The 21,645-nt window shown below is 60.6% G+C and carries 17 protein-coding genes and 1 pseudogene; 14 read left to right on the forward strand and 4 right to left on the reverse strand.

Features of this window, described 5'->3' with window-relative positions:
- Positions 1-272: 272 nt before the first annotated feature.
- Positions 273-1,505: pseudogene (gene nusA / locus BEN48_RS01965) on the reverse strand (transcription termination factor NusA); the annotation flags it as partial.
- 119 nt (positions 1,506-1,624) lie between these two features.
- Positions 1,625-2,095 carry a ribosome maturation factor RimP gene (locus BEN48_RS01970; protein WP_241502139.1) on the reverse strand — a complete coding sequence of 157 codons (471 nt, stop codon included), beginning with the start codon at positions 2,093-2,095 and terminating at the stop codon, positions 1,625-1,627.
- Positions 2,096-2,385: 290 nt separating this feature from the next.
- Between BEN48_RS01970 and BEN48_RS01975 the strand changes: the two genes are divergently transcribed.
- The 3 genes from BEN48_RS01975 to BEN48_RS01985 all read left to right on the forward strand — a co-directional run bounded on the left by BEN48_RS01975 (position 2,386) and on the right by BEN48_RS01985 (position 4,765).
- Positions 2,386-2,928: a DUF2911 domain-containing protein gene (locus BEN48_RS01975; protein ID WP_070732420.1), complete on the forward strand. Its 543-nt coding sequence runs from the start codon at positions 2,386-2,388 to the stop codon at positions 2,926-2,928.
- Positions 2,929-3,104: 176 nt separating this feature from the next.
- On the forward strand, positions 3,105-4,154 hold the full coding sequence (gene selD, locus BEN48_RS01980) for a selenide, water dikinase SelD (protein WP_070732422.1): 1,050 nt from the start codon (positions 3,105-3,107) through the stop codon (positions 4,152-4,154).
- Positions 4,155-4,171: 17 nt separating this feature from the next.
- Positions 4,172-4,765, forward strand: coding sequence for a hypothetical protein (locus tag BEN48_RS01985; protein ID WP_070732425.1), 594 nt, complete (start codon positions 4,172-4,174; stop codon positions 4,763-4,765).
- Positions 4,766-4,778: 13 nt separating this feature from the next.
- Here the strand turns inward: BEN48_RS01985 and BEN48_RS01990 are convergent, their stop codons facing one another.
- Positions 4,779-6,194, reverse strand: a complete 1,416-nt coding sequence (locus tag BEN48_RS01990; protein ID WP_070732427.1) for a hypothetical protein — start codon at positions 6,192-6,194, stop codon at positions 4,779-4,781.
- 134 nt (positions 6,195-6,328) lie between these two features.
- Between BEN48_RS01990 and BEN48_RS01995 the strand changes: the two genes are divergently transcribed.
- The 6 genes from BEN48_RS01995 (at position 6,329) to BEN48_RS02020 (ending at position 15,867) form a co-directional block, all read left to right on the forward strand.
- Entirely contained in the window at positions 6,329-6,751 is a 423-nt protein-coding gene (locus BEN48_RS01995; RefSeq protein ID WP_070732429.1) for a ribosome-binding factor A, read from the forward strand.
- A 47-nt stretch (positions 6,752-6,798) separates the two neighbouring features.
- The gene (locus tag BEN48_RS02000; protein WP_241502140.1) at positions 6,799-7,656 is read left to right on the forward strand and encodes a class I SAM-dependent methyltransferase; all 858 of its coding nucleotides are present in this window, start codon (positions 6,799-6,801) and stop codon (positions 7,654-7,656) included.
- A 200-nt stretch (positions 7,657-7,856) separates the two neighbouring features.
- Entirely contained in the window at positions 7,857-9,089 is a 1,233-nt protein-coding gene (locus BEN48_RS02005; protein ID WP_070732433.1) for an ABC transporter permease, read from the forward strand.
- Positions 9,090-9,210: 121 nt separating this feature from the next.
- Entirely contained in the window at positions 9,211-13,230 is a 4,020-nt protein-coding gene (locus BEN48_RS20130; protein ID WP_070732435.1) for an SNF2-related protein, read from the forward strand.
- Positions 13,231-13,378: 148 nt separating this feature from the next.
- Positions 13,379-15,361, forward strand: coding sequence for an OmpA family protein (locus BEN48_RS02015; RefSeq protein ID WP_158010077.1), 1,983 nt, complete (start codon positions 13,379-13,381; stop codon positions 15,359-15,361).
- Between the two features lie 59 nt (positions 15,362-15,420).
- On the forward strand, positions 15,421-15,867 hold the full coding sequence (locus tag BEN48_RS02020; protein WP_070732438.1) for an SRPBCC family protein: 447 nt from the start codon (positions 15,421-15,423) through the stop codon (positions 15,865-15,867).
- Here the strand turns inward: BEN48_RS02020 and BEN48_RS02025 are convergent, their stop codons facing one another.
- On the reverse strand, positions 15,868-16,332 hold the full coding sequence (locus tag BEN48_RS02025; protein WP_070732440.1) for a GNAT family N-acetyltransferase: 465 nt from the start codon (positions 16,330-16,332) through the stop codon (positions 15,868-15,870).
- A gap of 78 nt (positions 16,333-16,410) precedes the next feature.
- Between BEN48_RS02025 and BEN48_RS02030 the strand changes: the two genes are divergently transcribed.
- From BEN48_RS02030 to BEN48_RS02050, 5 genes are all read left to right on the forward strand, one after another.
- On the forward strand, positions 16,411-17,607 hold the full coding sequence (locus BEN48_RS02030) for a class I SAM-dependent rRNA methyltransferase (RefSeq protein WP_094122914.1): 1,197 nt from the start codon (positions 16,411-16,413) through the stop codon (positions 17,605-17,607).
- 76 nt (positions 17,608-17,683) lie between these two features.
- Complete coding sequence (ctlX, locus tag BEN48_RS02035) at positions 17,684-18,604, forward strand: citrulline utilization hydrolase CtlX (RefSeq protein ID WP_070732444.1); 921 nt, start codon at positions 17,684-17,686, stop codon at positions 18,602-18,604.
- Positions 18,605-18,647: 43 nt separating this feature from the next.
- Positions 18,648-20,150, forward strand: coding sequence for a 1-hydroxycarotenoid 3,4-desaturase CrtD (gene crtD / locus BEN48_RS02040; protein WP_241502143.1), 1,503 nt, complete (start codon positions 18,648-18,650; stop codon positions 20,148-20,150).
- A 64-nt stretch (positions 20,151-20,214) separates the two neighbouring features.
- Positions 20,215-20,874 carry a carotenoid biosynthesis protein gene (locus BEN48_RS02045; protein ID WP_070732446.1) on the forward strand — a complete coding sequence of 220 codons (660 nt, stop codon included), beginning with the start codon at positions 20,215-20,217 and terminating at the stop codon, positions 20,872-20,874.
- A gap of 99 nt (positions 20,875-20,973) precedes the next feature.
- Complete coding sequence (locus tag BEN48_RS02050; protein ID WP_125932434.1) at positions 20,974-21,570, forward strand: hypothetical protein; 597 nt, start codon at positions 20,974-20,976, stop codon at positions 21,568-21,570.
- Positions 21,571-21,645: the final 75 nt, after the last annotated feature.

The raw sequence follows: 21,645 nt of genomic DNA on the forward strand, positions 1-21,645 counted from the left end.
CACGATTTGTTACCCTTGCCGTACCGGCCGCGCGGGCGTCATTGGGCTGGCTCGGCGGGAGAGCTTGCGCCCGCATCCTCAGTAGCTGCTTTGGGTTGTTCGGTCATTTCAGCCTCCAAAGGGGTGTGTTCGGGGGTAGTTTCGGCTTCGGAAGCATGCGTAACGGCCGCTTCTTCGCCTTTTTCGTCATTTTTTGCCTCAGGAGCAGCATCGTTGGCGACGCGCTTTTTAGCGGCATCCAGCGAGCTGTCGTCGAGGTCTTCGTCGTCGGCAAATTCCTGGCGGATAATGCGGTACACATCGTCCACCATTTCTTCTTCCAACTCCGTGCGGCGCACGATGTCGTCCTTTTTAACAGCCAGTACGGCACGGCCGGTGTCCAGACCAATCTTTTTCAGTTCGGCCAATACCCAAGGCTCGATTTCGTCCTGGAACTCGTCCAGCGAAATATCTTCCTCGTAGTCAATGGCTTCGCGGAATACGTCGATTTCCATGCCCACCAACCGGCTCGCCAGTTTAATGTTGGCACCGCCACGGCCAATGGCCAGGCTCACCTGGTCGGGCTTCATGAATACCGAAACCCGGCCGCTCTCCTGGTTTATCTTCATAGAACCCACTTTGGCCGGCGATAGTGCCCGCGCAATATAGAGTTCTAAGTTGTCGGTGTAATTGATGATGTCGATATTCTCGTTCTCCAGCTCGCGCACCACGGGGTGGATGCGGCTGCCTTTCATGCCCACGCAGGCACCCACGGGGTCGATGCGCTCGTCGTAGCTTTCTACGGCTACTTTGGCGCGCTCGCCGGGCTCGCGCACCACGTTTTTGATGACGATGAGGCCATCGTAAATCTCGGGCACTTCCAGCTCGAACAAGCGCTCGAGGAAGGCCGGAGCAGCGCGGGAAAGGATGATTTTCGGCGTGCCGTTAATCACTTCCACGCGGTGTACCACGGCGCGCACGGTGTCGCCTTTGCGGAAACGGTCCTTGGGGATTTGCTCGCCCTTGGGCATCACCAACTCGTTGTCGTCCTTGTCCATGATGAGGGCCTCGCGGCTCCACACCTGGTAGACTTCCCCGGTCACTATCTCGCCTACCTGGTCCTTGTATTTCTGGTAGAGGTTGTCGCGCTCCAGGTCCTTCACGCGCTGAATGAGCGTTTGGCGGGCCATGAGCACGGCACGACGGCCAAAATCCTCGAGCTTCACGCCTTCGGCCACGGACTCGCCCACCTCGAAATCGGGCTCGATTTTCTGCGCGTCGGTGAGGGTGATTTTGTCGTGGTCCCAGATGTCCTCCGAGTTATCGTCCACGATTTCGCGGTTGCGCCAGATTTCCAGGTCACCGTTATCGGGGTTGATGATAACGTCGAAGTTTTCGTCCTGGTCGTACTTTTTGCGAATCATCGTGCGAAACACGTCGTCCAGGATGCTCATCATCGTGGGCCGGTCAATGTTTTTGCTCCGGGCAAATTCGCCGAAGGATTCGATTAGTTCGTGGCTGTTCATATTAATACTGTCATCCTGAGCGCAGCGAAGGACCTTATCATGTCCGGGCTGCAATGAGTTAGTAATTCTGACGAAAGCAGCGGTGATAAGATGCTTCCTTCGTCAGCATGACAAGAGGCTTACTTGAAAGAGATAACCACCTTGGCTTCCTGGATATCCGCGAAGGGATAGAAGGCGGCGGGCAGGGTGGTTTTCTTGGTTTTCTGTTTGATGACTTCTTCAATTTCCACGCCTTCCGGGGTGGCGGCGGTGAGGACGCCGGTTTTCTCGGTACCGTCGGCCAGCTTCAGGGCCAGGGAACGGCCGATGTGCCGGGTATACTGGCGTGGGTCGGTGAGGGGCTGGTCGGCACCGGGGCTGGTGACTTCCAGGGAGTAGGCAGAATCCTCGCCGTAGTGCTCGTCGATGCGACGGGCTAGGCGACGGCTGACGGTGGCACACGCCTGAATGGCCAGGCCAGTGGGGCCGTCGAGGGTGACGGTCACCTTCGGCAGCATCGAATCGGAGAGGGTGAGGCCCACGATGAACAGCTCCTCTTCGCCGATGGCGTCCTGGAGCATTTCCAGCAGTAGGGTACGGTCGAAATGCATAACTAGGGAAAAAAGCGGGCAAAAAAAGAGGGGACTGCGCGTCCCCTCTTTGCTAAAGCGAATACCAACTTCGGGTGCAAAGGTACGACAAGAGGCGGCGGAATGCAATACGAGCCCGGCGGTGGGTGACGCGCCCCTCACCCGCTCTGGCAGGCAGACCGCAAGCGTAGCACCATGACGCAACTTCTGCTTACAGATTACTGACTTTAGAACCACAAGCCCACCGGCAGGGTTTCACGACGTGGGCAGCAAAGGCAGCTCGTTATTCACGGTTAACAAAACAAAGTCAAATGAAAACCATTCAACTATTTCGCCAGGTGGCGTTCGGGCTGGCCACGGTGCTGACCACCAGCATTGCTTATGCGCAAACGGAGGCCCCGAAAGCAAAGGCCAGCCCTGCGGCCACTGCCAGCGGCAAGATTGGCAGCGCCAACGTGACGGTGAACTACAGCAGCCCGGCGGTGAAAGGCCGTAAGGTTTTCGGCGGACTGGAGCCTTTTGACAAAGTGTGGCGCGCCGGGGCCGATGAGGCCACCACGGTAGAGTTCAGCCAGCCGGTGATGGTGGAAGGCAAGGCCCTGCCCGCCGGCAAGTACAGCTTCTTCGTGATTCCGACTGCTGCAAAGCAGTGGACGGTTATTTTCAACAAAGAGCCAAATCAGTGGGGCGCCTACAAATACGACCAGAAGCTGGATGCCCTGCGCGTATTGGTGAAGCCCCGCAAGCCCGCTGCCATGGCCGAGCGGCTGGTGTACGAAGTGACGCCCAAAGGCTTGGTACTGCGCTGGGAAAACGTAGAAGTGCCCGTAATGGTGACCAGCAAGTCGTCGTAGGCACGGCACTTCCCCTTTTAACTGGGAGAGGAATCCACACCGCGGCACTTTTGCCCGGTTGGGGTTCCTCTCTTTGCATTTTGGGCGAACTCAGGCCCCCAACTCCGAGACTACAAAACTCTTTGCGGACTTTTGCAGTCTGCAACCAGCGGCTTAGCCCCTCTTTTCTTCTCGATATGACCCCCACCACCGAATACAAACTCACTCAATACAGCCACGGCGCGGGCTGCGGCTGCAAAATTGCGCCAGCCGTGCTCGACCAGATGCTGCACACCACCATTGCGCAGCCCCAGTACCCCAACCTGCTGGTGGGCAACGCCAGCCGCGACGATGCGGCCGTGTACGACATTGGCGGGGGCCAGGCGGTGATTTCGACCACCGACTTTTTCATGCCCATTGTGGACGATGCCTACGACTTCGGCCGCATTGCCTCGGCCAATGCCATTTCGGACGTGTACGCCATGGGCGGGCGCCCCCTGCTGGCCATTGCCGTGCTGGGCTGGCCCGTGGACAAGCTGCCGCCCGAAGTAGCTGCCCGCGTGCTGGAAGGCGCCCGCAGCATATGTGCCGAGGCGGGCATTCCGCTGGCCGGCGGCCACAGCATCGATTCGCCGGAACCCATTTTTGGGCTGGCCGTGACGGGTATGGTGAACATCGTGGACTTGAAGCAGAACGACACGGCCACCGCCGGCTCGGAGCTGTTTCTGACCAAGCCGCTGGGCGTGGGCATCCTGACCACGGCTCAGAAAAAAGGCATTCTGCGGGACGAGGACGCAGCTATTGCCCCCGCTCAGATGATGCAGCTCAACAAAATTGGGGCGGAGCTGAGCAAGCTGGACGCGGTGACGGCCCTAACCGACGTGACGGGCTTCGGCCTGCTGGGGCACTTGTCGGAAGTGTGCGAAGGCAGCGGCCTGACGGCAGAAATCGAGTTCTCGAAGGTGCCCCGCATCGCGGCGGCCGATGACTACCTGAAGCAGGGCAGCGTGCCCGGCGGCACCGGCCGCAACTGGGCCAGCTACGGCCACAAAGTGGGCCCCATCAGAGACGAGCAGCGGGCGTGGCTCTGCGACCCGCAGACCTCCGGCGGCTTGCTGGTGTGCGTGGCACCCCAGGGACGCGCGGCGGTGCTGGAGGTATTTGCCAAGCACGGGCTGGCGCTGGAAAGCTTTGGCCACCTGCGGGCCCGCGCCGAAGGCGAAGCCTGGGTGCAGGTGGGCGCATAGCCCAGCGCTTTACGTACATGAAATTCGCTTTTTTAAAGCCGCTGCTGGAAATAGCGGTAGTGCTCCTTCTGGTGCTGGGTGCGTTGCGATGGGTGACGAGCCTGTTTTCGAAGCGCACCCACGTTTACCAGGTGACGGCGGCGCGGCAAATGCGCCTGTTGTTTTGGCCGCTGCTGGCGTTGGGGGCGGGCCTGAGCGTGGTGCCGGCCGTGGCCATGGGCGGGCCCGAGGCCAGCACCTTCGAATGGGTGCTCACGGCCGGCTTCGTCCTGTTTACCCTGGCGTTGAGTGGCCCGGCGCTGCTGCTTCATGTGCGGTACTGGACGCTCAATGAGGGAACCGTGCTGGTTTTTCAACCGGCCGAAAACCGCCTGGAGGTGTATGAAGCAGAGCAGCGGGTAGCCTTTGAGCGGCGCGACCTGGTGAAAGTAGAGCGGGTTACGTGCCGGGCCCGCCGGACTTTTTGGGTGAAGTACGACTACCTGCGCCTGCACCTGCAGGATGGCCGTGTGGTGGTGCTCACTTCCCTGCTGGCCGATTTGGAGCCAGTGGCGGTGTTCCTGCGAAACTTACCCTCCGACAATCAGCAGAAAACCTGGTGCTGGGTGTAGAACTCCCGCCTTTTTATTTCGCCTGGCGGCGGTATAGTCCGGGTGTGCCAGTGGGCTGGTACACCCCGAATACCGCGGGCAGCAACTGCTTGAGGCGCGGCACCTGCGCCACTTGGTCGAGCAAGTAGTCCGGGGGGGAGGCGCTCACTTTCTGGGCAATGCGCACCACGGCGGCGTATTCGTTGAGGTGCCCGAAGTCGGCCTGGGAAAGCGCCCAGTCCAAGTACGGCGTGGCAGGCCGGTTATGGAAATATGCTCGGTCGTCCTGCCCCATAATGAGAAGGGTGTGGCCGCGCAGAGCCGCATAGCGCGGGTCGGGCTGGAGGCCGAAGCGGCTTTCGGCGGGCATCTGCAGCAGGGCTTCGAGGCGGGGCACGTGGGCCCGGTAGCGCAGCACCAGCGCCGCGTTGAGCACGAGCAGCAGCAGCAGCTCCAGCATCCAGTTGTGTTGGTAGCGCTGCCACAGAAACAAGCTAAAATACGCCAGTGGTGGCAGCAGCAGCACCAGCACGCCCGGTGCCGCCCCACGCTCTACGGCCGCCGTAGCAATGGCCACGGCCAGCCAGACCAGCATCATCTGCCGGAATTTTATCTGGAACACCAAGCCCAGCGACGTGCCCAACGACCGCAACAGGGCCAGCCCCAGTACCAGCACCGGCACAATGAGCAGGCGCAACTGCAAGCCGGCCGGCAGGCCACTGCTAATCAAATCGGTGAGGCCGGGCTGCAGGTGAAACTGCGTGAAGCCCGCCAATGCCCCGGTGTAGAAAAAGAACGTGGCCACCAGCGCGTAGGGAAAGAAAAACCCGCACAGCAGCAGCAGGGAACTCCGAAAAGAATTGGCCGCGAAAATAACCACCGCAAACAGGCCCACCACCACAAATAGCGCCAGAGGCAGGTAACACAAGGCCGCCACGCCAATAAAAAACCCAGCCCGGAACAACCGGCGGTTGTCATAGCCCTCCCGGGAAGTTGGCAGCAATGCACTGATGGCAAACACGACGAACGTGTGCCCCAGCAGCAGAGGCGAGAGCGTGTCCAAATCGGTACTCACGCTGCCCACCAGCAAGTAGGTGAGGGCGGCCAGGTAGCCGCGCTCGGGGTGCACATCGTAGCGGTTCAGCACCAGGTTGAGCCGGAAAGCCTGCGCCAGTAGCAGGGCAAGGGCAAATACCCGGTAGAGCCACACCGGGCGCGACATCACGGCCTCGAGCACCGCGAAGGTGGCGGCGGCCAATGGCGCGGTGCCGTCGTAAAGGTCGCGGTAGGGCATGGCGCCGCCGTATAGCCGCTCGCCTACTAGCAGGGCCCGCAGTTCGGCCGCCGTCACGGGCAGGCCCAGCCACAGCAGCGGCAGGCGCAGGGCCAGCACCAGCACCAGCAGGGCCAGCACCTGCGCAGGCAAAGAGCTTTTGAAAAAGCGAAGCAACTACGGGGACGTAAAAAAGACGGGAACGGGGGAGCCACGCAAAGGTATTGATCCCAAGACCTTCCCCGCTGCCCCGGCCAAGCGCCGTACTTCTAAATTACCTTCTTCCCCAATCCGTACCTTTGTTCTGTAATATGGAAAGCAAACGACAACAAAAAATGGCCAGCCTGCTCCAGCAGGAGCTGGCACAGGTGATGCAGCGCGACCTGCCGCACCTCTTCGGTGGGGGCCTGGCACCTAGCATCAGCATGGTGAAGGTGACGCCCGACCTGGGCCAGGCCCGCGTGTACCTGAGCCTGCTGTTGGGCAATGATGCCAACGAGCGGCTCGAAATTGTGCGCGATAACGCCAAGGCCATTCGCCAGGCGCTGGCCAAGCGCATTCGCCAAACGGCCCGCGTGGTGCCCGAGCTCATTTTCTTTCACGACGACAGCGCCGCCTACGCTGCCCATATGGACCAGGTGCTGGGCACGCTGGACATCCCGGCCGCACCCAAAGACGAGGCAGATGCTTCGGAGGAGAAACCTGCCCGGCCGCGCCTTTTCAAAGGAGAATAAGCTAGGGGGCATCTGGATGCATGGCTGCCAGGTAGTCGTGCGCGCATTTGCCCATCAAGCCATTCACCCACTCACCCATTCGCTTACTCACCGCCTTGTACTACGACCCGATAAAGAAGACGCTCGGCCAGGTATTCAACCGCACGCCGTGGCTGCGCCGACTGTTTTACCACTTGCTCGATTTGCTGTTGTTGCGCACCTGGCACGTGCACCGGGAGCTGCGCCAGTGGGCCAAGGGCCGCACCCAGGAGTCGCTGCACATCCTCGATGCCGGCTCCGGCTACGGGCAGTACACGTACTGGCTGAGCGGACTGAGCGCCAAATGGAACATTCTGGCCGTGGACGTGAAAGACGACCAAGTGGCCGACTCCAATCGGTTTTTCCGGCAGATTGGCCGCCGCAACGTGCAGTTTGCGGTGCAGGATTTGGTGCTGTACCAAGAGCCCAATTCCTTCGATTTGGCGTTGTCGGTGGACGTGATGGAGCACATTCTGGAAGACGTGGAGGTGTTTCGCAACATTCACGCTTCGCTGAAAGACGGTGGCATGCTGCTCATCTCCACGCCCAGCGACCAGGGCGGTTCCGACGTGCACGACGACGGCGAAACCAGTTTCATTGAAGAGCACGTGCGCGATGGCTACAACATTCGCGAAATCCAGCATAAGCTGAGCACGGCCGGTTTTGAGCGCATCGAAGCCCGCTACGCCTACGGCGAGCCGGGCCAGATTTCGTGGCGCCTCAGCATGAAGTACCCCATTCTGATGCTGGGCAAATCGCGCCTGTTTTTTATCCTGCTGCCGTTTTACTACGCCGTGGTATTTCCATTCTGCCTGCTCCTCAACTGGCTCGACGCCCGCACCGTGCACGATTCGGGCACGGGCCTGATTGTGAAGGCCTGGAAGTAAAACCCAATGGTGACCGAGTACACTCAAATTGCGCGGGTTTGGGGGCCGCTGTCCGCCGGTTTCGCGTTGTCGACACGCCATTTACGTCTCCGTTAGCGTAGCTTTCCGTTCCCAATCCTCGCACAGCCACTCTACCGCTACCGAAGGAGTCGTCCACTAAATCCGCTTAATCCGGGCGAAATCCGACGAATCCGTGCTTTATGAACGTTCCACTTCTCATTGCGCGGCGCTACTTTCTCTCGAAGAATAAGCGCAACATCATCACCATCATTTCGAATATTTCGATGATTGGGGTGGCGGTGGGCACCATGGCCCTGATTATCGTGCTGTCGGTGTTCAACGGACTGGAGGACCTGGTGCGCACGCTCTACGGCAAGTCGGACCCCAATCTGGTTATTTCGGCTACCAAGGGCAAGGCGTTTGACGTGGACCGCACCTTCCTGATGAAGCTGGAAAACACGCCCGGCGTGGCCCTGCTCACGGAGGTTGTAGAAGACAATGCCCTGCTGCAGTACCACGACCGCCAGATGGTGGTGAAAATGCGCGGCCTGAGCGACAACTACTTCGGCCAGAGTCAGATTGACGCCAATATTAGAGAGGGCGACCACCGCCTGCGCCGCGACAGCCTGGAGCTGGCCTTGGTAGGGGCTGGTGTGCAGCACGAGCTCAGCATCACGCTCAACAACCGCCTGGCGCCCATGCGCCTGCTGTACCCGCGCAACACACCGGGCAAAAAAACCCTCAGCATCGACCCGTCTAAGGCCTTCAATGAGCAGACCCTGATTGCGGGCGGCGTGTTCCTGATTGAGCAGCACATCGACGACAGCTACATCTTTGTGCCGCTTTCCTTCGCCCAGCGCCTGTTGGGCTACACCACCCGCCGCACCGCGCTCTACGTGAAAGTAGGCGCCAGCTTCGAGATAGACCAGGTCAAAGAGCAGCTCCGCAAGCAGCTTGGGCCAAGCTTCAAGGTGCAGGATTCGGATGAGCAGCACGTGAGCTTGTTCAAGGCCATTAAAGTGGAGAAGCTGTTCGTGTTCATCACCTTCACGCTCATCCTGCTCATTGCCTCGCTCAATATCTTTTTCTCCCTTTCGATGCTTGTCATTGATAAGAAAAAGGACATTTCGGTGCTGCTAGCCATGGGCGCCACCGAGAAAACCGTGCGGCAGACGTTCCTGCTCGTGGGGGCCATTGTGGCGCTGGTGGGCGCGGCCACGGGCCTCGTGCTGGGCGTGACGCTGTGCTGGCTGCAGCAATATTTCGGCTTTGTGAGCATGGGCATGGCCACGAGCGTAGTGGATGCCTACCCGGTGAAAATGCAGGTTTCGGACATTGTTTTCACCTGCCTGTCCATCATTCTCATCACCCTGGCCGTGAGCATTCGCCCCGCCCTAAACGCGAGCAAGCTGGACCTGCGGGAGAATTTGTAAGGCCGGACGCATCCCTGCTGCCCCCCCATCGTAAGGGTTCAACTCTGCTGTTATTGCCGTAAAGCTCTTCTGTGCCTGTTTACGCTTTCAGCCCTACCTTGCGCTTTCCGCGTGTCCGGCTATGAAAGTATCTACTGCAGAACCTTTTCAAATCGTTTACTCGCTCTTTGAGCACGAGTTCCTGGGCCATTTGTTTGCGGCTTATGTGGTGCAGCTAGGCCCCCGGGGCCAGCTCACGCTGCAGCACCAGACCGTTTCGGGGAAAAACGCGCACGAATTCGAAGCCAGCCTCGATGCCACCGACTTCGAGTTGGTGGAACTTTGCGACCAGATTCAGCAGGAAGCGGTGGTGAAGGAATTTTGGCCCCGCAAGATTGCCACGTCCGAATTTTTTCTCAAGACCTACAACGCCGAAAAAGGCGACAAACCGCTGCAGGAGGCCATTGCTAGGCACGTGCAGACCCGCATGGCCGCCCTGCTGGCCCGCTTGGCTGGCAAGCGCGTGTTCATCATGGGCCGCGATGGCGAACCCACTTGGAAGGAAATTGGCCTGGCGCCAGCCAAGGCTTCCATTTTGTTCCATTTCCGGCGCAACGACGATGGCACGCACTACTTCCCCACCATTCAGTACCAGAACCAGCGCCTCGACTTCCAGTACAAGGATGCCCTGCTGGTGTGCCTGCAGCCGGCCTGGCTGCTGCTCGGCGACTTGCTCTACTCCTTCCGGACTGAGGTAGACGGGCGCAAGCTGCTGCCTTTTCTGAAAAAGAAATTTATTGTGGTGCCGCGCAACGTGGAGGAGAGCTACTTCCAGAAGTTTGTGGCACCACTCATGGAATCCTTTGAGGTGCACGCTCGCGGCTTCGACATTCGGTCGGAGCGCTACGTGGCGCGCCCGCGGCTCACCTTCAGCGATGCGATGCCGGCCGCGCCCCCGCCCGAGGCGCCCGTGCGACCGCCCGGGCCGCCGCGCCGGGGCCGCATTCCGCTGCCCAAGCCCGTGGCCCCGCTCCTCACCGGCGGCGAAACCGAGCAGATTCATTTCGAGCTGAGCTTCCGCTACGGCCCGCACCTCATGCCCCTGGGCACCGACAAACCGGTGAGCGTGCGTCTGGAAAAAACCGACGAGAGCTACGTGTTTCACCGCCTGCTGCGCAACCCCGAGCAGGAGCAAGCAACAGTGGCCGAGCTACGGGAGCGCCTGCTCACGGTGGAAAACGGCCAAGCGATGCTGCCCAAGGGCGAAGCCTTTAAGTGGCTGCACGACAACACCACGGCCCTGGCCGAACTGGGCTACACCGTGGAAGCGGCTTCTACGGCCACCAAAAGCTACTTCATTGGGCCCACCAGCGTGCACGTGGGCATTCAGGAGGCCGGCGACTGGTTTGACGTGCGCGGCACCGTACGCTTCGGTGAAATTGAGGTCCCGTTTATCCGGCTGCGCGGGCACATTCTGCAGCGCCGGCGCGAGTTCAAGCTGCCCAATGGCCAGATTGCCATCATTCCCGAGGAGTGGTTTACGGACTACCTGGAGCTATTTGCTTTTGGGGAAGAAACCCCCGAAGGCCTGAACCTGCGCCGCCACCACCTGGCCCTGGTAGCCGATTTGCAGAGCAACGAGCTGGCCACCGTGCGCATGGGCCGCAAGCTGGCCAAGCTGCGCGATTTTGCCGAAGTAGAAGACCACCCCCTGCCCGTTGGCTTTTTGGGTGAGTTGCGTCCCTACCAAAAGGCCGGCTACAACTGGCTGCGCTTTGTGCAGGACTACCATTTCGGGGGCTGCCTGGCCGACGACATGGGGCTTGGGAAAGCCCAGCCGCTACATTCCAACATCCTTACGCCCAGTGGCTGGAAGAAAATGGGCGAGATAACGGTCGGTGATGCCATTATCAATTCGCAAGGCCGCACTTCGCGGGTAACGGGCGTCTTTCCGCAGGGCGAAAAGGAAGTTTTCAGGGTTACGTTCACCGATAATTCCACGGCAGAGTGCTGTGCCGACCATTTGTGGGCCGTGCAAAGTCCGGTGCAGAAGTACCGGGGCCAGGCGTATCAAGTGAAGGCTTTGCATGAGTTTAGCAACGACCTGCACGACAAACACGGCAATACCAGGTGGTTTATTCCGCTAGTAGAACCCGTGGAGTTGCCCGCGCAGCCAGTGCCAGTGGACCCTTATTTTATGGGCCTGCTACTTGGCGATGGCTGCTTCCGCCAAAACAGCATCAGTTTGTCGACTGCCGATGCCGAAATTGTAAACTACGTGGCCCAGACGCTACCAGCCAGCCTGGTGATGCGCCACGCAGCGGCAACCTATGACTATGCCCTTGTGAAGCGTGGTACGGGTTGGACTAATGAGTTGATGCAAATCATCAAAAATTTGGGTCTTAAAGGACTGGGATCAAAGGCCAAATTCATTCCCGAGTCCTACTTGTTGAATGATGTGGCCACTCGCCTCGCCGTGCTTCAGGGTCTAATGGATTCGGACGGGTATATGTCGGCAGATGGCGATGTGTGCCAGTTTTCTTCGATTTCGACAGCATTAATTGAAGGCGTCACGTTTCTGGTGCAGTCATTGGGCGGCACCGTAAAAGAATCGAACAAGATTCCGTCGTACACCCACAAAGGCGAAAAACGGAGCGGTCAGTTAGCCTACACGCTCACCCTAAGCTTCCCCCCGCGTATCCAGCCGTTCCGCCTGACCCGAAAGGCTACCCTCCACCGCCCCAAAACCAAGTACGAGCCCTATCGCGGCATCAAATCGGTGGAGCTGGTAGGTACCATGCCGGCGCAATGCATTTCGGTGGATGCTCCCGACCGTCTGTATGTGACGGACAATTTTGTTTTGACACATAACACCGTCCAGACGCTGGCCATGCTGCAGCAGCGCGCCGAAAGCGGCGAAGCGCAGAACGCTGCCTCGTTGCTGGTACTGCCCACTTCATTGGTGTTCAACTGGTTGAATGAAGCACAGAAATTTACGCCGGACCTGCGCGTGCTGGCCTATACCGGCACGTACCGCGACAAAAACCCCGACCGGTTTGCCGACTACGACGTGGTGCTGACCAGCTACGGCATTGTGCGGCTCGATACTGAAATGCTGGCCAGCTACAAGTTCGACTACGTAATTCTGGACGAGTCGCAGGCCATCAAAAATCCCTCATCCACTACCTCGCAGGCGGTACGCCAGCTGCGTTCCAAGCACCGCCTGATTCTCACGGGCACGCCCGTGGAGAACAGCACCATGGACCTGTGGTCGCAGATGTCGTTCATCAATCCCGGCTTGCTGGGCACGCAGGCTTTCTTCCGCAAGGAGTTTCTGAAGCCCATTGAGAAACACCAGGACGAAGGCCGCACCCGCCGCCTGCACGCGCTTATCAAGCCGTTCATTCTGCGCCGCCACAAGTCCCAGGTGGCCAAAGAGCTACCCGAAAAGACCGAGCAGCTAAGCTACTGCACCATGACCGAGGAGCAGGCCCACGCCTACGAGGAAACCAAGAGCTTCTACCGCAACAAAATCCTGCGCAACCTGGACGAAAACGGCCCGGCCAACACGCAGTTCCTGCTGCTGCAGGGGCTCACCCGCCTGCGCCAGATTGCCAACCACCCGCGCCTCGCCGACGATACCTACATCCACGAATCAGGCAAGCTGCGCGAAGTCCTGAGGATGCTTCGCAACGTGGTAGCTGAAGGACATAAAGTTCTGGTTTTTAGCCAATTTGTGCAGCACCTGGCGCTGGTGCGGGCTGCCTTGGATGAGCGGCAGATGCCCTATGCCTACCTCGACGGGGCCACCCGCGACCGGCCCGCTGAGGTAGCGCGCTTCCAGGAAACCGAAGACCTGAAAATCTTCCTCATCAGCCTGAAAGCCGGCGGCGTGGGCCTCAACCTCACCGCCGCTGACTACGTCTTCATTCTCGACCCGTGGTGGAACCCCGCCGTGGAAGCCCAGGCCGTAGACCGCGCCCATCGCATCGGCCAGCAGCGCCCGGTGTTCACCTACAAGTTCATCACCCAGGGCACGGTAGAGGAGAAAATCCTGGCGCTGCAGCGGCGCAAGCTGGCGCTGGTCAGCGAGCTGATTGCCACCGACGAAGCCGTAATTAAGCACCTCACGCGGGCTGATATTGAGGAACTGCTGGGGTAGCGAAGGGGTTTGTTTCGGAGAAAAGAGCGGCGTTTTTACGGCCAAGGCTGTGTGCTTTTTGGCGAAGCAAGCCGTTACTTTACAAAAAATGGGATTTTATGCCCTCAAAACTGTATTGTTAACATCCAAGCTGTCCTTTTTGCTGCTGGTGAATCCTTGCCTGGTACTCGTGCTGCTCATGTGCCCGGTGGTGCTGGTTGCTCAACCAGCACGCAAGGCCCTGCTCCCCACAGTATACACCAACGCGGGCGCCAACTACCAACTCACTTACCCGCCGACGTGGAAGGTGCGCAAAAACGTGGCCGGGGCGGAGGCCGCATTCTACGCCGGGGCGGCTTCGGAGCCGCAGCCGGCCGTGGCTACCCTTACCGTACAGCCCCTACCCGATACCCAGAAGGACTTGCCCATCACCACCTTTGGCGGGCAGGACTCGGTGTGGCGCAGCATAGTGCGGCTTCCGCAGGCACAGGTGTTACGGCTCGAACAGCGCGACCTGGGTCGCTACAGCGAGGTGAGCTACGACTACACCTACGTGCCTGCGCCGGCCAGCCCCACCCGCACTCACGTGGTGGGCCGCCGCATCCGGCGCAACGGCTACGACATTAAAGTGGAGTACCAGGGCGCGACCAGCCAGGACAGCATGTACCTGGCGGCGGGGCAGGAATTGGTTAAATCCTTTGCTTTCACCGGCAAGCCGCTGCCCAGCCGCCGCTACGCCGACCAGCTCTGCGACAACAAGATGTTTGGGATTGCGGCCACCCGCTACCACAACGGGCAGTGGGAAGACGACTGCCGCACCATTCACGAGTTTGCGAGCAACGACCTCACCGTTGCGCCCAAGATTCACCGGGAGGTGCTGCCGTTTCAGTCCTACGCGCTGGCCAAGGGATTTGATAATTGCCTTTACTCCGTGACCAAAGCGCCCACCGATGCGCCGGAGCTGGTGTACCGCTACAATCCGGCCACGCGCCAGGGCGGCTTCACCACGTGGCGGCTGCCGGCTCAGGGACCTGATGTGAGCTGGATTTCGGCGGCTACCGACGAGCGGGGCGACCTGTACTTTATGTCTTCTGATGCGAATAAGCTGGTGCGGGTGAGCCCCTACGACGGCAGCGTAACGCCCATTTGGGCCGCCGACCCGCTCCGGAGAGCGCCTTTTTACCCGCAGATTGGCTACAGCGGGGCGGGTTCCCACGGCAACTTCTGCCTCGACGATGCCAACACCATGTACCTCGTGTACAGCACCGACGGCTCGCTGCTCAAAATCGACCTGAAAAATCAAAAACCCAACCCCGAGATGATGGCCCTAAGCGGCCTGCCCGAACGCGGCGGCTACAGCGACTTGCTGATGCAGAACGACGAGCGCGGCCGGCGCCGGATGTACCTGGCCGGGCCCAAGGGGGTGTATAAAGTAGACCTGGCCCGGCGCCAGGCCACTCTTATGCGCAAAGGCACCTACACCGACCTGGCCGGCTGCAACCTGTTTAGCGTGGTGCGCCGCATGATAGCCCCACCGCCCGTGCCCACCACCGCCGCGTGGCGCGGCCGGGTCCTGAATGCCCTCACCTACCAGCCGCTGCCGCAGGCGCAGCTTCGCATGGGGCTTTCCGGCTTTGGCAAGATGGTGAAAATCAACCCCAAAGGCGCATTTTCTCATCCGGGCACCCCGGGGCTGACTTATACCTACCACGCCCAGCTCAACGGCTACATCGCCACCGACAGCACCTGGACGGCCGTTCCGGGCCCTTCGGTGCAGGACGTGCTGCTGCGGCCGCTTAGTGTGGGCACCACCGTGCAGCTGGCCAATGTGCAGTTTGAGCAGGGCCAGGCGGTGCTTCTGCCCTCGTCCTTTGCCGCGCTCGACAAGCTGGTGAGCTTACTGAACGACAACCCGGGCATGACCATTGAGTTGCGCGGCCATACCGACAACGTGGGCGACCCCGCCAAAAACGTGCTGTTGAGCCAGCAGCGTGCCACCACCGTGAAGGGTTATCTGGTGCGGAAGGGCATTGCGGAGGCACGCATTGCCGACACGGGGCTCGGGGGTGCCCAGCCCACGGCCAGCAATGCCCAGGAGGTGACCCGCAAGCTCAATCGGCGGGTAGAATTCCGGGTAACGGGCCTGCAATAACGTCCGCCCCACCCAGCTGGCGCAAACAAAGGAGCACCTGCCCCGTTGTGCTGGGTACTATGCACGTAACTCTTCGTACCACCGTAGCGCAGGCCCCGGCACAGGTAATGGCCGGCTTTACGCGCGCGCTTTTTGTGGCCCTGGCGCCACCGTTTCCCAGGCTGCGGGTGGTGCGTTTTGATGGGTGCCGCACCGGCGACAAGGTCGAGATTGAGCTGGATACGCTGGTGAAGCGCCTGCCGTGGACGTCGCTCATCACCGACCACGGCACGCTGCCTGATGGCACCTGTTTTTTTGTAGACGAAGGCCAGGCACTGCCCCCGCCCCTGCGTTTCTGGCGCCACCGGCACCTGCTGGAGCCCGGCCCAAAAGGCACCTGCGTAATCGTGGATGCCCTGGAGTACTGCACAGCCTCGCCCCTGCTCGATGCGCTGCTGTACCCGGCCATGTGGGCCCAGTTTGCCTGGCGAAAGCCCATTTACCGGCGCTGGTTCGGCAAGGCCTAACTAGAGGTCGAGCACCATTTTCACGTTGGTGCGCTGGTAAGGTGTGGGCGGTACGGGCACGTGCCGGAAGCCCAGTTTAGCGTAGAGCGCCAGCGCAGGCCTAAGCCGGGCATTGGAGAGCAGCTCGACGCGGTGGGCACCTAGCTGCCGGGCTTTGGCTACCACGGCCTGCCCAAGGGCCCAGCCGATGCCCAGACCCTGCGCCCGGGGCGAAACCGCCATTTTGGCCAGTTCATACACGCCTTTGTGCTCCTTGATGAGGGCGCAGGTGCCCACAATTGCTCCACCGTGGCTGGCCATGAAAATGTGGCCGCCGGGTGCCAGGATGTAGCCTTCGGGGTCGTCGAGCATCTCATTATCGATGGGCTCAATGGTGAAGTAGTGAGCTATCCATTCGTGGTTGAGGGCCCGGAACGCGGGCTGGTGCGCGGGTTCGTAGTCGAGAATAAGCAAGTCGGAATTCATACAAAAACAGGAAGGCGGCAAAGGCGATAACCGGAGTGCAAAGTTCGCACAGGCGCCGCCGTACCTTTGTGGCCTATGCTGAACCCCGCCACCATCGTCCTCAAAAACGGAAAAGACCACTCCCTGCGCCGCCGCCATCCCTGGGTGTTCTCGGGGGCCATTGCCCGCGTGAAGGGCGACACCCACGAGGGCGACCCTGTGCGCGTGGAAGCCATCGACGGCGAACTGCTGGGCGTGGGCCATTTTTCGGGCGGTGGCTCCATTGCCGTGCGCATGCTGGATTTTGGCGAAAACAGCGCCTTGCCTTCGCCTGAGTTCTGGGAGAAAAAGCTGCGCAACGCCTACCAGCTGCGCCAGCGCCTGGGCCTCACCGGCACGGCCGACACCAACGTATTCCGCCTCGTGCACGCGGAGGGCGACGGCCTGCCCGGTCTCATTATCGACGTGTACGGCGACGTGGCCGTGGTGCAGGCCCACAGCGTGGGCATGTACCGGGCCCGCCCCGAAATTGCCACGGCCCTGCAGGCTGTGTTTGGCGACAAGCTGCGCGCCATTTACGACAAGAGCGCCGAAACCGTGCCCGGCAATGCCGTGCCCGATGCCAAAAATGGCTACCTCTTGGGCGAAAGCACCGGCACGGAGCACTTGGTGATGGAGAACGGCCACCAGTTTGCCGTGGACTGGGAAACGGGCCAGAAAACCGGCTTCTTCATCGACCAGCGCGACAACCGCGCCCTGCTGGCCCGCTACTCGCCCGGCCGCAAGGTGCTCAACACGTTCTGCTACACGGGTGGCTTCTCGGTGTATGCCCTGGAAGCCGGCGCCGAGTTGGTGCACTCCGTGGATTCGAGCAAGAAAGCCATTGCCCTCACCGAGCGTAACGCCGAGCTTTCAAACCACGCCGACCGCCACACCGCCTACCCCGACGACGTGCTGGGCTTCCTCAAAAACCACTCGGCGCAGTATGACCTGCTGGTGCTCGACCCGCCCGCTTTTGCCAAGCACATGGGTGCCCGCCACGCTGCCCTCATGGGCTACAAGCGCCTGAACATGGCCGGCATTGCCCACCTCGCGCCCGGTGGGTTGCTCTTTACCTTCTCGTGCTCGCAAGTGGTGAGCCCCGAGCTGTTTGAAGGTGCCGTACTCGCGGCCGCCATTGAGGCGGGCCGTCCGGCGCGCATTCTGCACCGCCTCACCCAACCCGCCGACCACCCGGTGAGCCTGTTCCATCCGGAGGGCGCTTATTTGAAAGGGTTGGTGCTGGCGGTGGAGTAGCGCGGAAGCAGCTATAGCAATCGAAAAAACTTCCAGCACGTCGTGCTGACTAATCCCTGAACAACTTCTCTCATTTATGTCCCTTGCCAACACAGTGCTGATGGCGCGTCCCGCCAGCTTTGGATTCAACACTGAAACGGCCGATTCCAACCGCTACCAGCGGCAACTGACCGCGGCTGGCCTCACCGCGCAGGTGCTGGCCGAGTTTGATGCGGCGGTGGCCACTTTGCGCGGCCGGGGCGTGCGGGTGCAGGTTTTCGATGACGCGCCGGAGCCGGCCAAGCCTGATGCGGTATTTCCCAACAACTGGTTTTCGACCCATGCCGACGGCCAGTTGCTGCTCTACCCGATGTGTGCGCCTAACCGCCGCTCCGAGCGCCAGCCCGAACTTATAGCGGCGCTGGCTCGTGAATTTGATGTGCGCGAAGTCGTGGATTTGTCCGGGACGGAGCAGGAAAATCGGTTTCTGGAGGGCACTGGCAGCATCATTTTCGACCACGTACACCGGGTGGCCTACGCAGGCCTGTCGCCGCGCACCGACGCAGCTTTGTTTGAGCAGGTGGCCGAGCAACTGGGCTATCGGCCGGTGGCTTTCCGAGCCACCGACGCGCAGGGCCAGGAAATTTACCACACCAACGTGATGATGTGCGTGGGGCCGGGCGTGGCCGTGGTTTGCCTCAGCAGCATTGCCGATGCCACCGAACAGGCCGCCGTGGTGGCGTCGCTCACCGCCACCGGGCACGAAATAGTGGATATCTCGCAGGAACAGGTGGGCCGGTTTGCGGGCAATATGCTGGCCCTGGAGCCAGCCGCTGGCGGGCAGCCCCTGCTGGTAATGTCGCAGCAGGCCCACGACGCCCTTACCCCTACCCAGCGCCAGACGCTGGAACGCCACGCCGCACTGGTGCCGCTGGCCATTCCCACCATCGAAACGGTGGGCGGTGGCAGCGCCCGCTGCATGCTGGCGGAAGTATTCCTGCCAACCAAACCCGCTTAAACGGGGTTGTCATCCGACTACCGCCCTTGCTCTTCGTTTGACCGTGTTTCGTAAAAAGGAAAAAATAACGTCTTTGCGCCAGCCCGTGGCCGTTATCGGCGCGGGTATTGCCGGGCTGGCCACGGCCGTGCGGCTGGCTATCACCGGGCGCGCCGTCACGGTGTTTGAGACCAGCGGCACGTTTGGGGGCAAAATGCACCAGTTCAGTTTGCCGGGTGGGTACCGGTTCGATGCGGGACCGTCGCTATTTACGCTGCCGCAGCTGGTGGATGATATTTTCCGGCTGGCCGGCCGCGAGCCCAGCGACTACTTCCGCTACGAGCGGCTGGACCCCATCACCAACTACTTCTTTGCCGATGGCACCCGGCTCACGGCCTGGGCCGACGCTCAAAAGTTCGCCGCTGAAATTGAAGACAAGCTCGGGACGCCGGCGGCCACCGTCACGCAGTTTCTGGGCCGCAGCCACAAGGCCTACGATGCCACGGCGGGCACTTTTTTGCACAAATCCCTGCACAAAGCCAGTACCTACCTCAGCCCCGAAACGCTGAAGGCGGTGGCTGCGCTGCCCAGCCTGGGCCTGCTGGGCACCATGCACCAGCGCCACGCTCAGGCCTTTACCGACCCGCGACTGGTGCAGCTTTTCGACCGCTACGCGACCTACAACGGTTCGGACCCGTACCAGGCGCCGGCCACGCTGAGCATGATTCCGCACCTGGAACACGGCATTGGCGCGTTTTACCCGGAGGGCGGCATTTATGCCATTGCCAGCAGCTTGGCGCGGCTGGCCGAAGAGTTTGGGGTGAAGTTCCGGTACAACGAGCCAGTGGAGGAGATTGTGGTTGCCGAGGGCCGCGTGACCGGTGTGCGCACGGCGCAGGACGTGTACGATTTTGGTCAGGTAGTGAGCAACATGGACGTGGTGCCCACCTACCGCCGCCTGCTGCCGCGCGAGCCCGCGCCCGAGCGCACGCTCAGCCAGCCGCGGTCGTCCTCGGCGTTGATTTTTTATTGGGGCGTTGCGCGCGAGTTTCCGGAGCTGGACCTGCACAACATCTTTTTCTCGGCGGATTACCAGCGCGAGTTTCAGGCCATTTTTCAAGATAAGACCGTGGCCGACGACGTGACGGTGTACGTGAACATCACCTCCAAAAAAACGCCTGCCGATGCGCCCACCGGCCACGAAAACTGGTTTGTGATGGTGAACGTGCCCCACGACCAGGGCCAGGACTGGGACGCCCTCACCGCCAAAACCCGGGCCGTGGTGCTGCGCAAGCTAAGCCAGGTGCTGGGCAACGACCTAGTGCCGCTCATTACCACCGAAAAAGTATGGACGCCGCCCGGCATCGCCGCCGATACTTCCTCTTTTGGCGGGGCGCTCTACGGCAGCTCGTCCAACAACGCGCTGGCGGCGTTCCTGCGTCACCCCAATTTTTCGGGTCGGCTCGAAGGGCTGTACTTTTGTGGCGGCTCGGTGCACCCGGGCGGCGGCATTCCGCTCTGCCTGCTGTCAGCCAAAATCGTTTCTTCGCTTATTACTGAGGCCTGAGCACGGGCAATAGAAAGCGGCTAATGGGCCGCTTGTTGCTGTTTTTCGCTCCTCATTCCAACTTATGGTTGATTATACCGAGCCGCTACCGGCCGCCAATACCCGCTGGCTGCGCGTGGCCCAAGGGCTGATAGTGCTGTTCCACTTCACGGGCTTTGTGGGCCTGGCGTTCACCGATAACCCGGAGTTTTTTCTCCGCTTTACGCCGCTCACGCTGCTGCTCACGGCGGGGCTGCTGTTCTCGTTTCAGCCGGGCCGGCCCATGGGATTTTGGACTTTTTGCGTGGCGGTGAGCTTGCTGGGCTTTGCCGCCGAAGTGGTGGGCACTGCCACCGGCAAGCTGTTTGGGCACTATTCCTACGGCCAAACCCTGGGCTACCAGGTGCTGGGTGTGCCCTTGGCCATTGGGCTCAACTGGCTGGTGCTCACGTATGCGTGCGGTATTCTGGCGCGCTACGTGCCCCTGCCCGAGCTGCCCCGCACCATATTGGCGGCCCTGCTCATGGTGGGGCTTGATGCGTGCATGGAGCCCGTGGCCAGCACCTTTGATTTCTGGCACTGGACGGCCGACATCATTCCCTTTCAGAATTTTCGGGACTGGTTTATCCTGGCCTGCATCATGCAAATGCTATTCAACCGGGCAGAATTCAAGAAGGTAAACCCCTTGGTTCCGTTGGTTTACCTCACCCAGCTTCTGTTTTTCTTTCTGCTGGGCACCGTATAAACACGAGCCAGTGCCAGTGCAAATTGCACTGATTCGTTGCTAAATTCTCCGCTCACTCCTGTCAGCATCTTTTTTTCGCCTATGCCCCATTCTATTCCTTTGCGTACTTCTTTAGAAGCAGCGATGCCGGTTCTCTACCAGTACGGCCTCCGCACGGCGTCCGATGCCAAACTGGCCATGGCCATCGACATGAGCGTGACGGACCTGCAGGCGCAGTACCCCAGCCGCGAGGCCTTGGTGAGCGCCGCGGTACTAGCCGACACCGAACGCCAGAAACGTGACCACGTGGCCCTTTACGCAGAGTTTTCGTCGGCAGTGGAGCGCCTCTATGGGCTGTTGCGGCTCGGGCTGCGTGACTTGGCCAGCATACCGGCTGCGTTTTATAGCGAGTTGCAAAATGACTTTCCCAGTGCCTGGATGGTGGTTGTGGAGCACCTGAATACGTACTCGGCGCCGCAGCTACAACAACTGCTCAACGATGGAATCCGCAGCCGGCTATTTCGCTCCGACATCAACATCAACTTGGTGACCAAGGTGCTGATTGAACAAATCAACATGATGCTCAACCCGGTCATTTTTCCACCCGACCGCTACAACATGGCAGAGGTGTTTCGCAGTATTTTCCTCTACTACATTCGCGGCCTGTGTACCGACGAGGGCGCACGCGTTTCTGCAGACCATTTCGCGCGCATTTAAGTACTGAGCACCCCCTGGATGGAGTGCACCCAGAAAACCCGGTGAGCACCAGTCCACCCGTGTATTGCAGAAAAG

It is taken from the genome of Hymenobacter glacialis, assembly GCF_001816165.1.
Lineage (GTDB): Bacteria > Bacteroidota > Bacteroidia > Cytophagales > Hymenobacteraceae > Hymenobacter > Hymenobacter glacialis.

What these genes read in the sequence shown, in the direction of transcription:
- BEN48_RS02020 (WP_070732438.1), top strand. Translation starts at nt 15,421, where the DNA reads ATGCACGTAACTCTTCGTACCACCGTAGCGCAGGCCCCGGCACAGGTA.
- BEN48_RS02025 (WP_070732440.1), bottom strand. Translation starts at nt 16,332, where the DNA reads ATGAATTCCGACTTGCTTATTCTCGACTACGAACCCGCGCACCAGCCC.
- BEN48_RS01995 (WP_070732429.1), top strand. Translation starts at nt 6,329, where the DNA reads ATGGAAAGCAAACGACAACAAAAAATGGCCAGCCTGCTCCAGCAGGAG.
- selD (WP_070732422.1), top strand. Translation starts at nt 3,105, where the DNA reads ATGACCCCCACCACCGAATACAAACTCACTCAATACAGCCACGGCGCG.
- ctlX (WP_070732444.1), top strand. Translation starts at nt 17,684, where the DNA reads ATGTCCCTTGCCAACACAGTGCTGATGGCGCGTCCCGCCAGCTTTGGA.
- BEN48_RS20130 (WP_070732435.1), top strand. Translation starts at nt 9,211, where the DNA reads ATGAAAGTATCTACTGCAGAACCTTTTCAAATCGTTTACTCGCTCTTT.
- BEN48_RS01970 (WP_241502139.1), bottom strand. Translation starts at nt 2,095, where the DNA reads ATGCATTTCGACCGTACCCTACTGCTGGAAATGCTCCAGGACGCCATC.
- BEN48_RS01985 (WP_070732425.1), top strand. Translation starts at nt 4,172, where the DNA reads ATGAAATTCGCTTTTTTAAAGCCGCTGCTGGAAATAGCGGTAGTGCTC.
- BEN48_RS01975 (WP_070732420.1), top strand. Translation starts at nt 2,386, where the DNA reads ATGAAAACCATTCAACTATTTCGCCAGGTGGCGTTCGGGCTGGCCACG.
- BEN48_RS02005 (WP_070732433.1), top strand. Translation starts at nt 7,857, where the DNA reads ATGAACGTTCCACTTCTCATTGCGCGGCGCTACTTTCTCTCGAAGAAT.
- BEN48_RS02045 (WP_070732446.1), top strand. Translation starts at nt 20,215, where the DNA reads ATGGTTGATTATACCGAGCCGCTACCGGCCGCCAATACCCGCTGGCTG.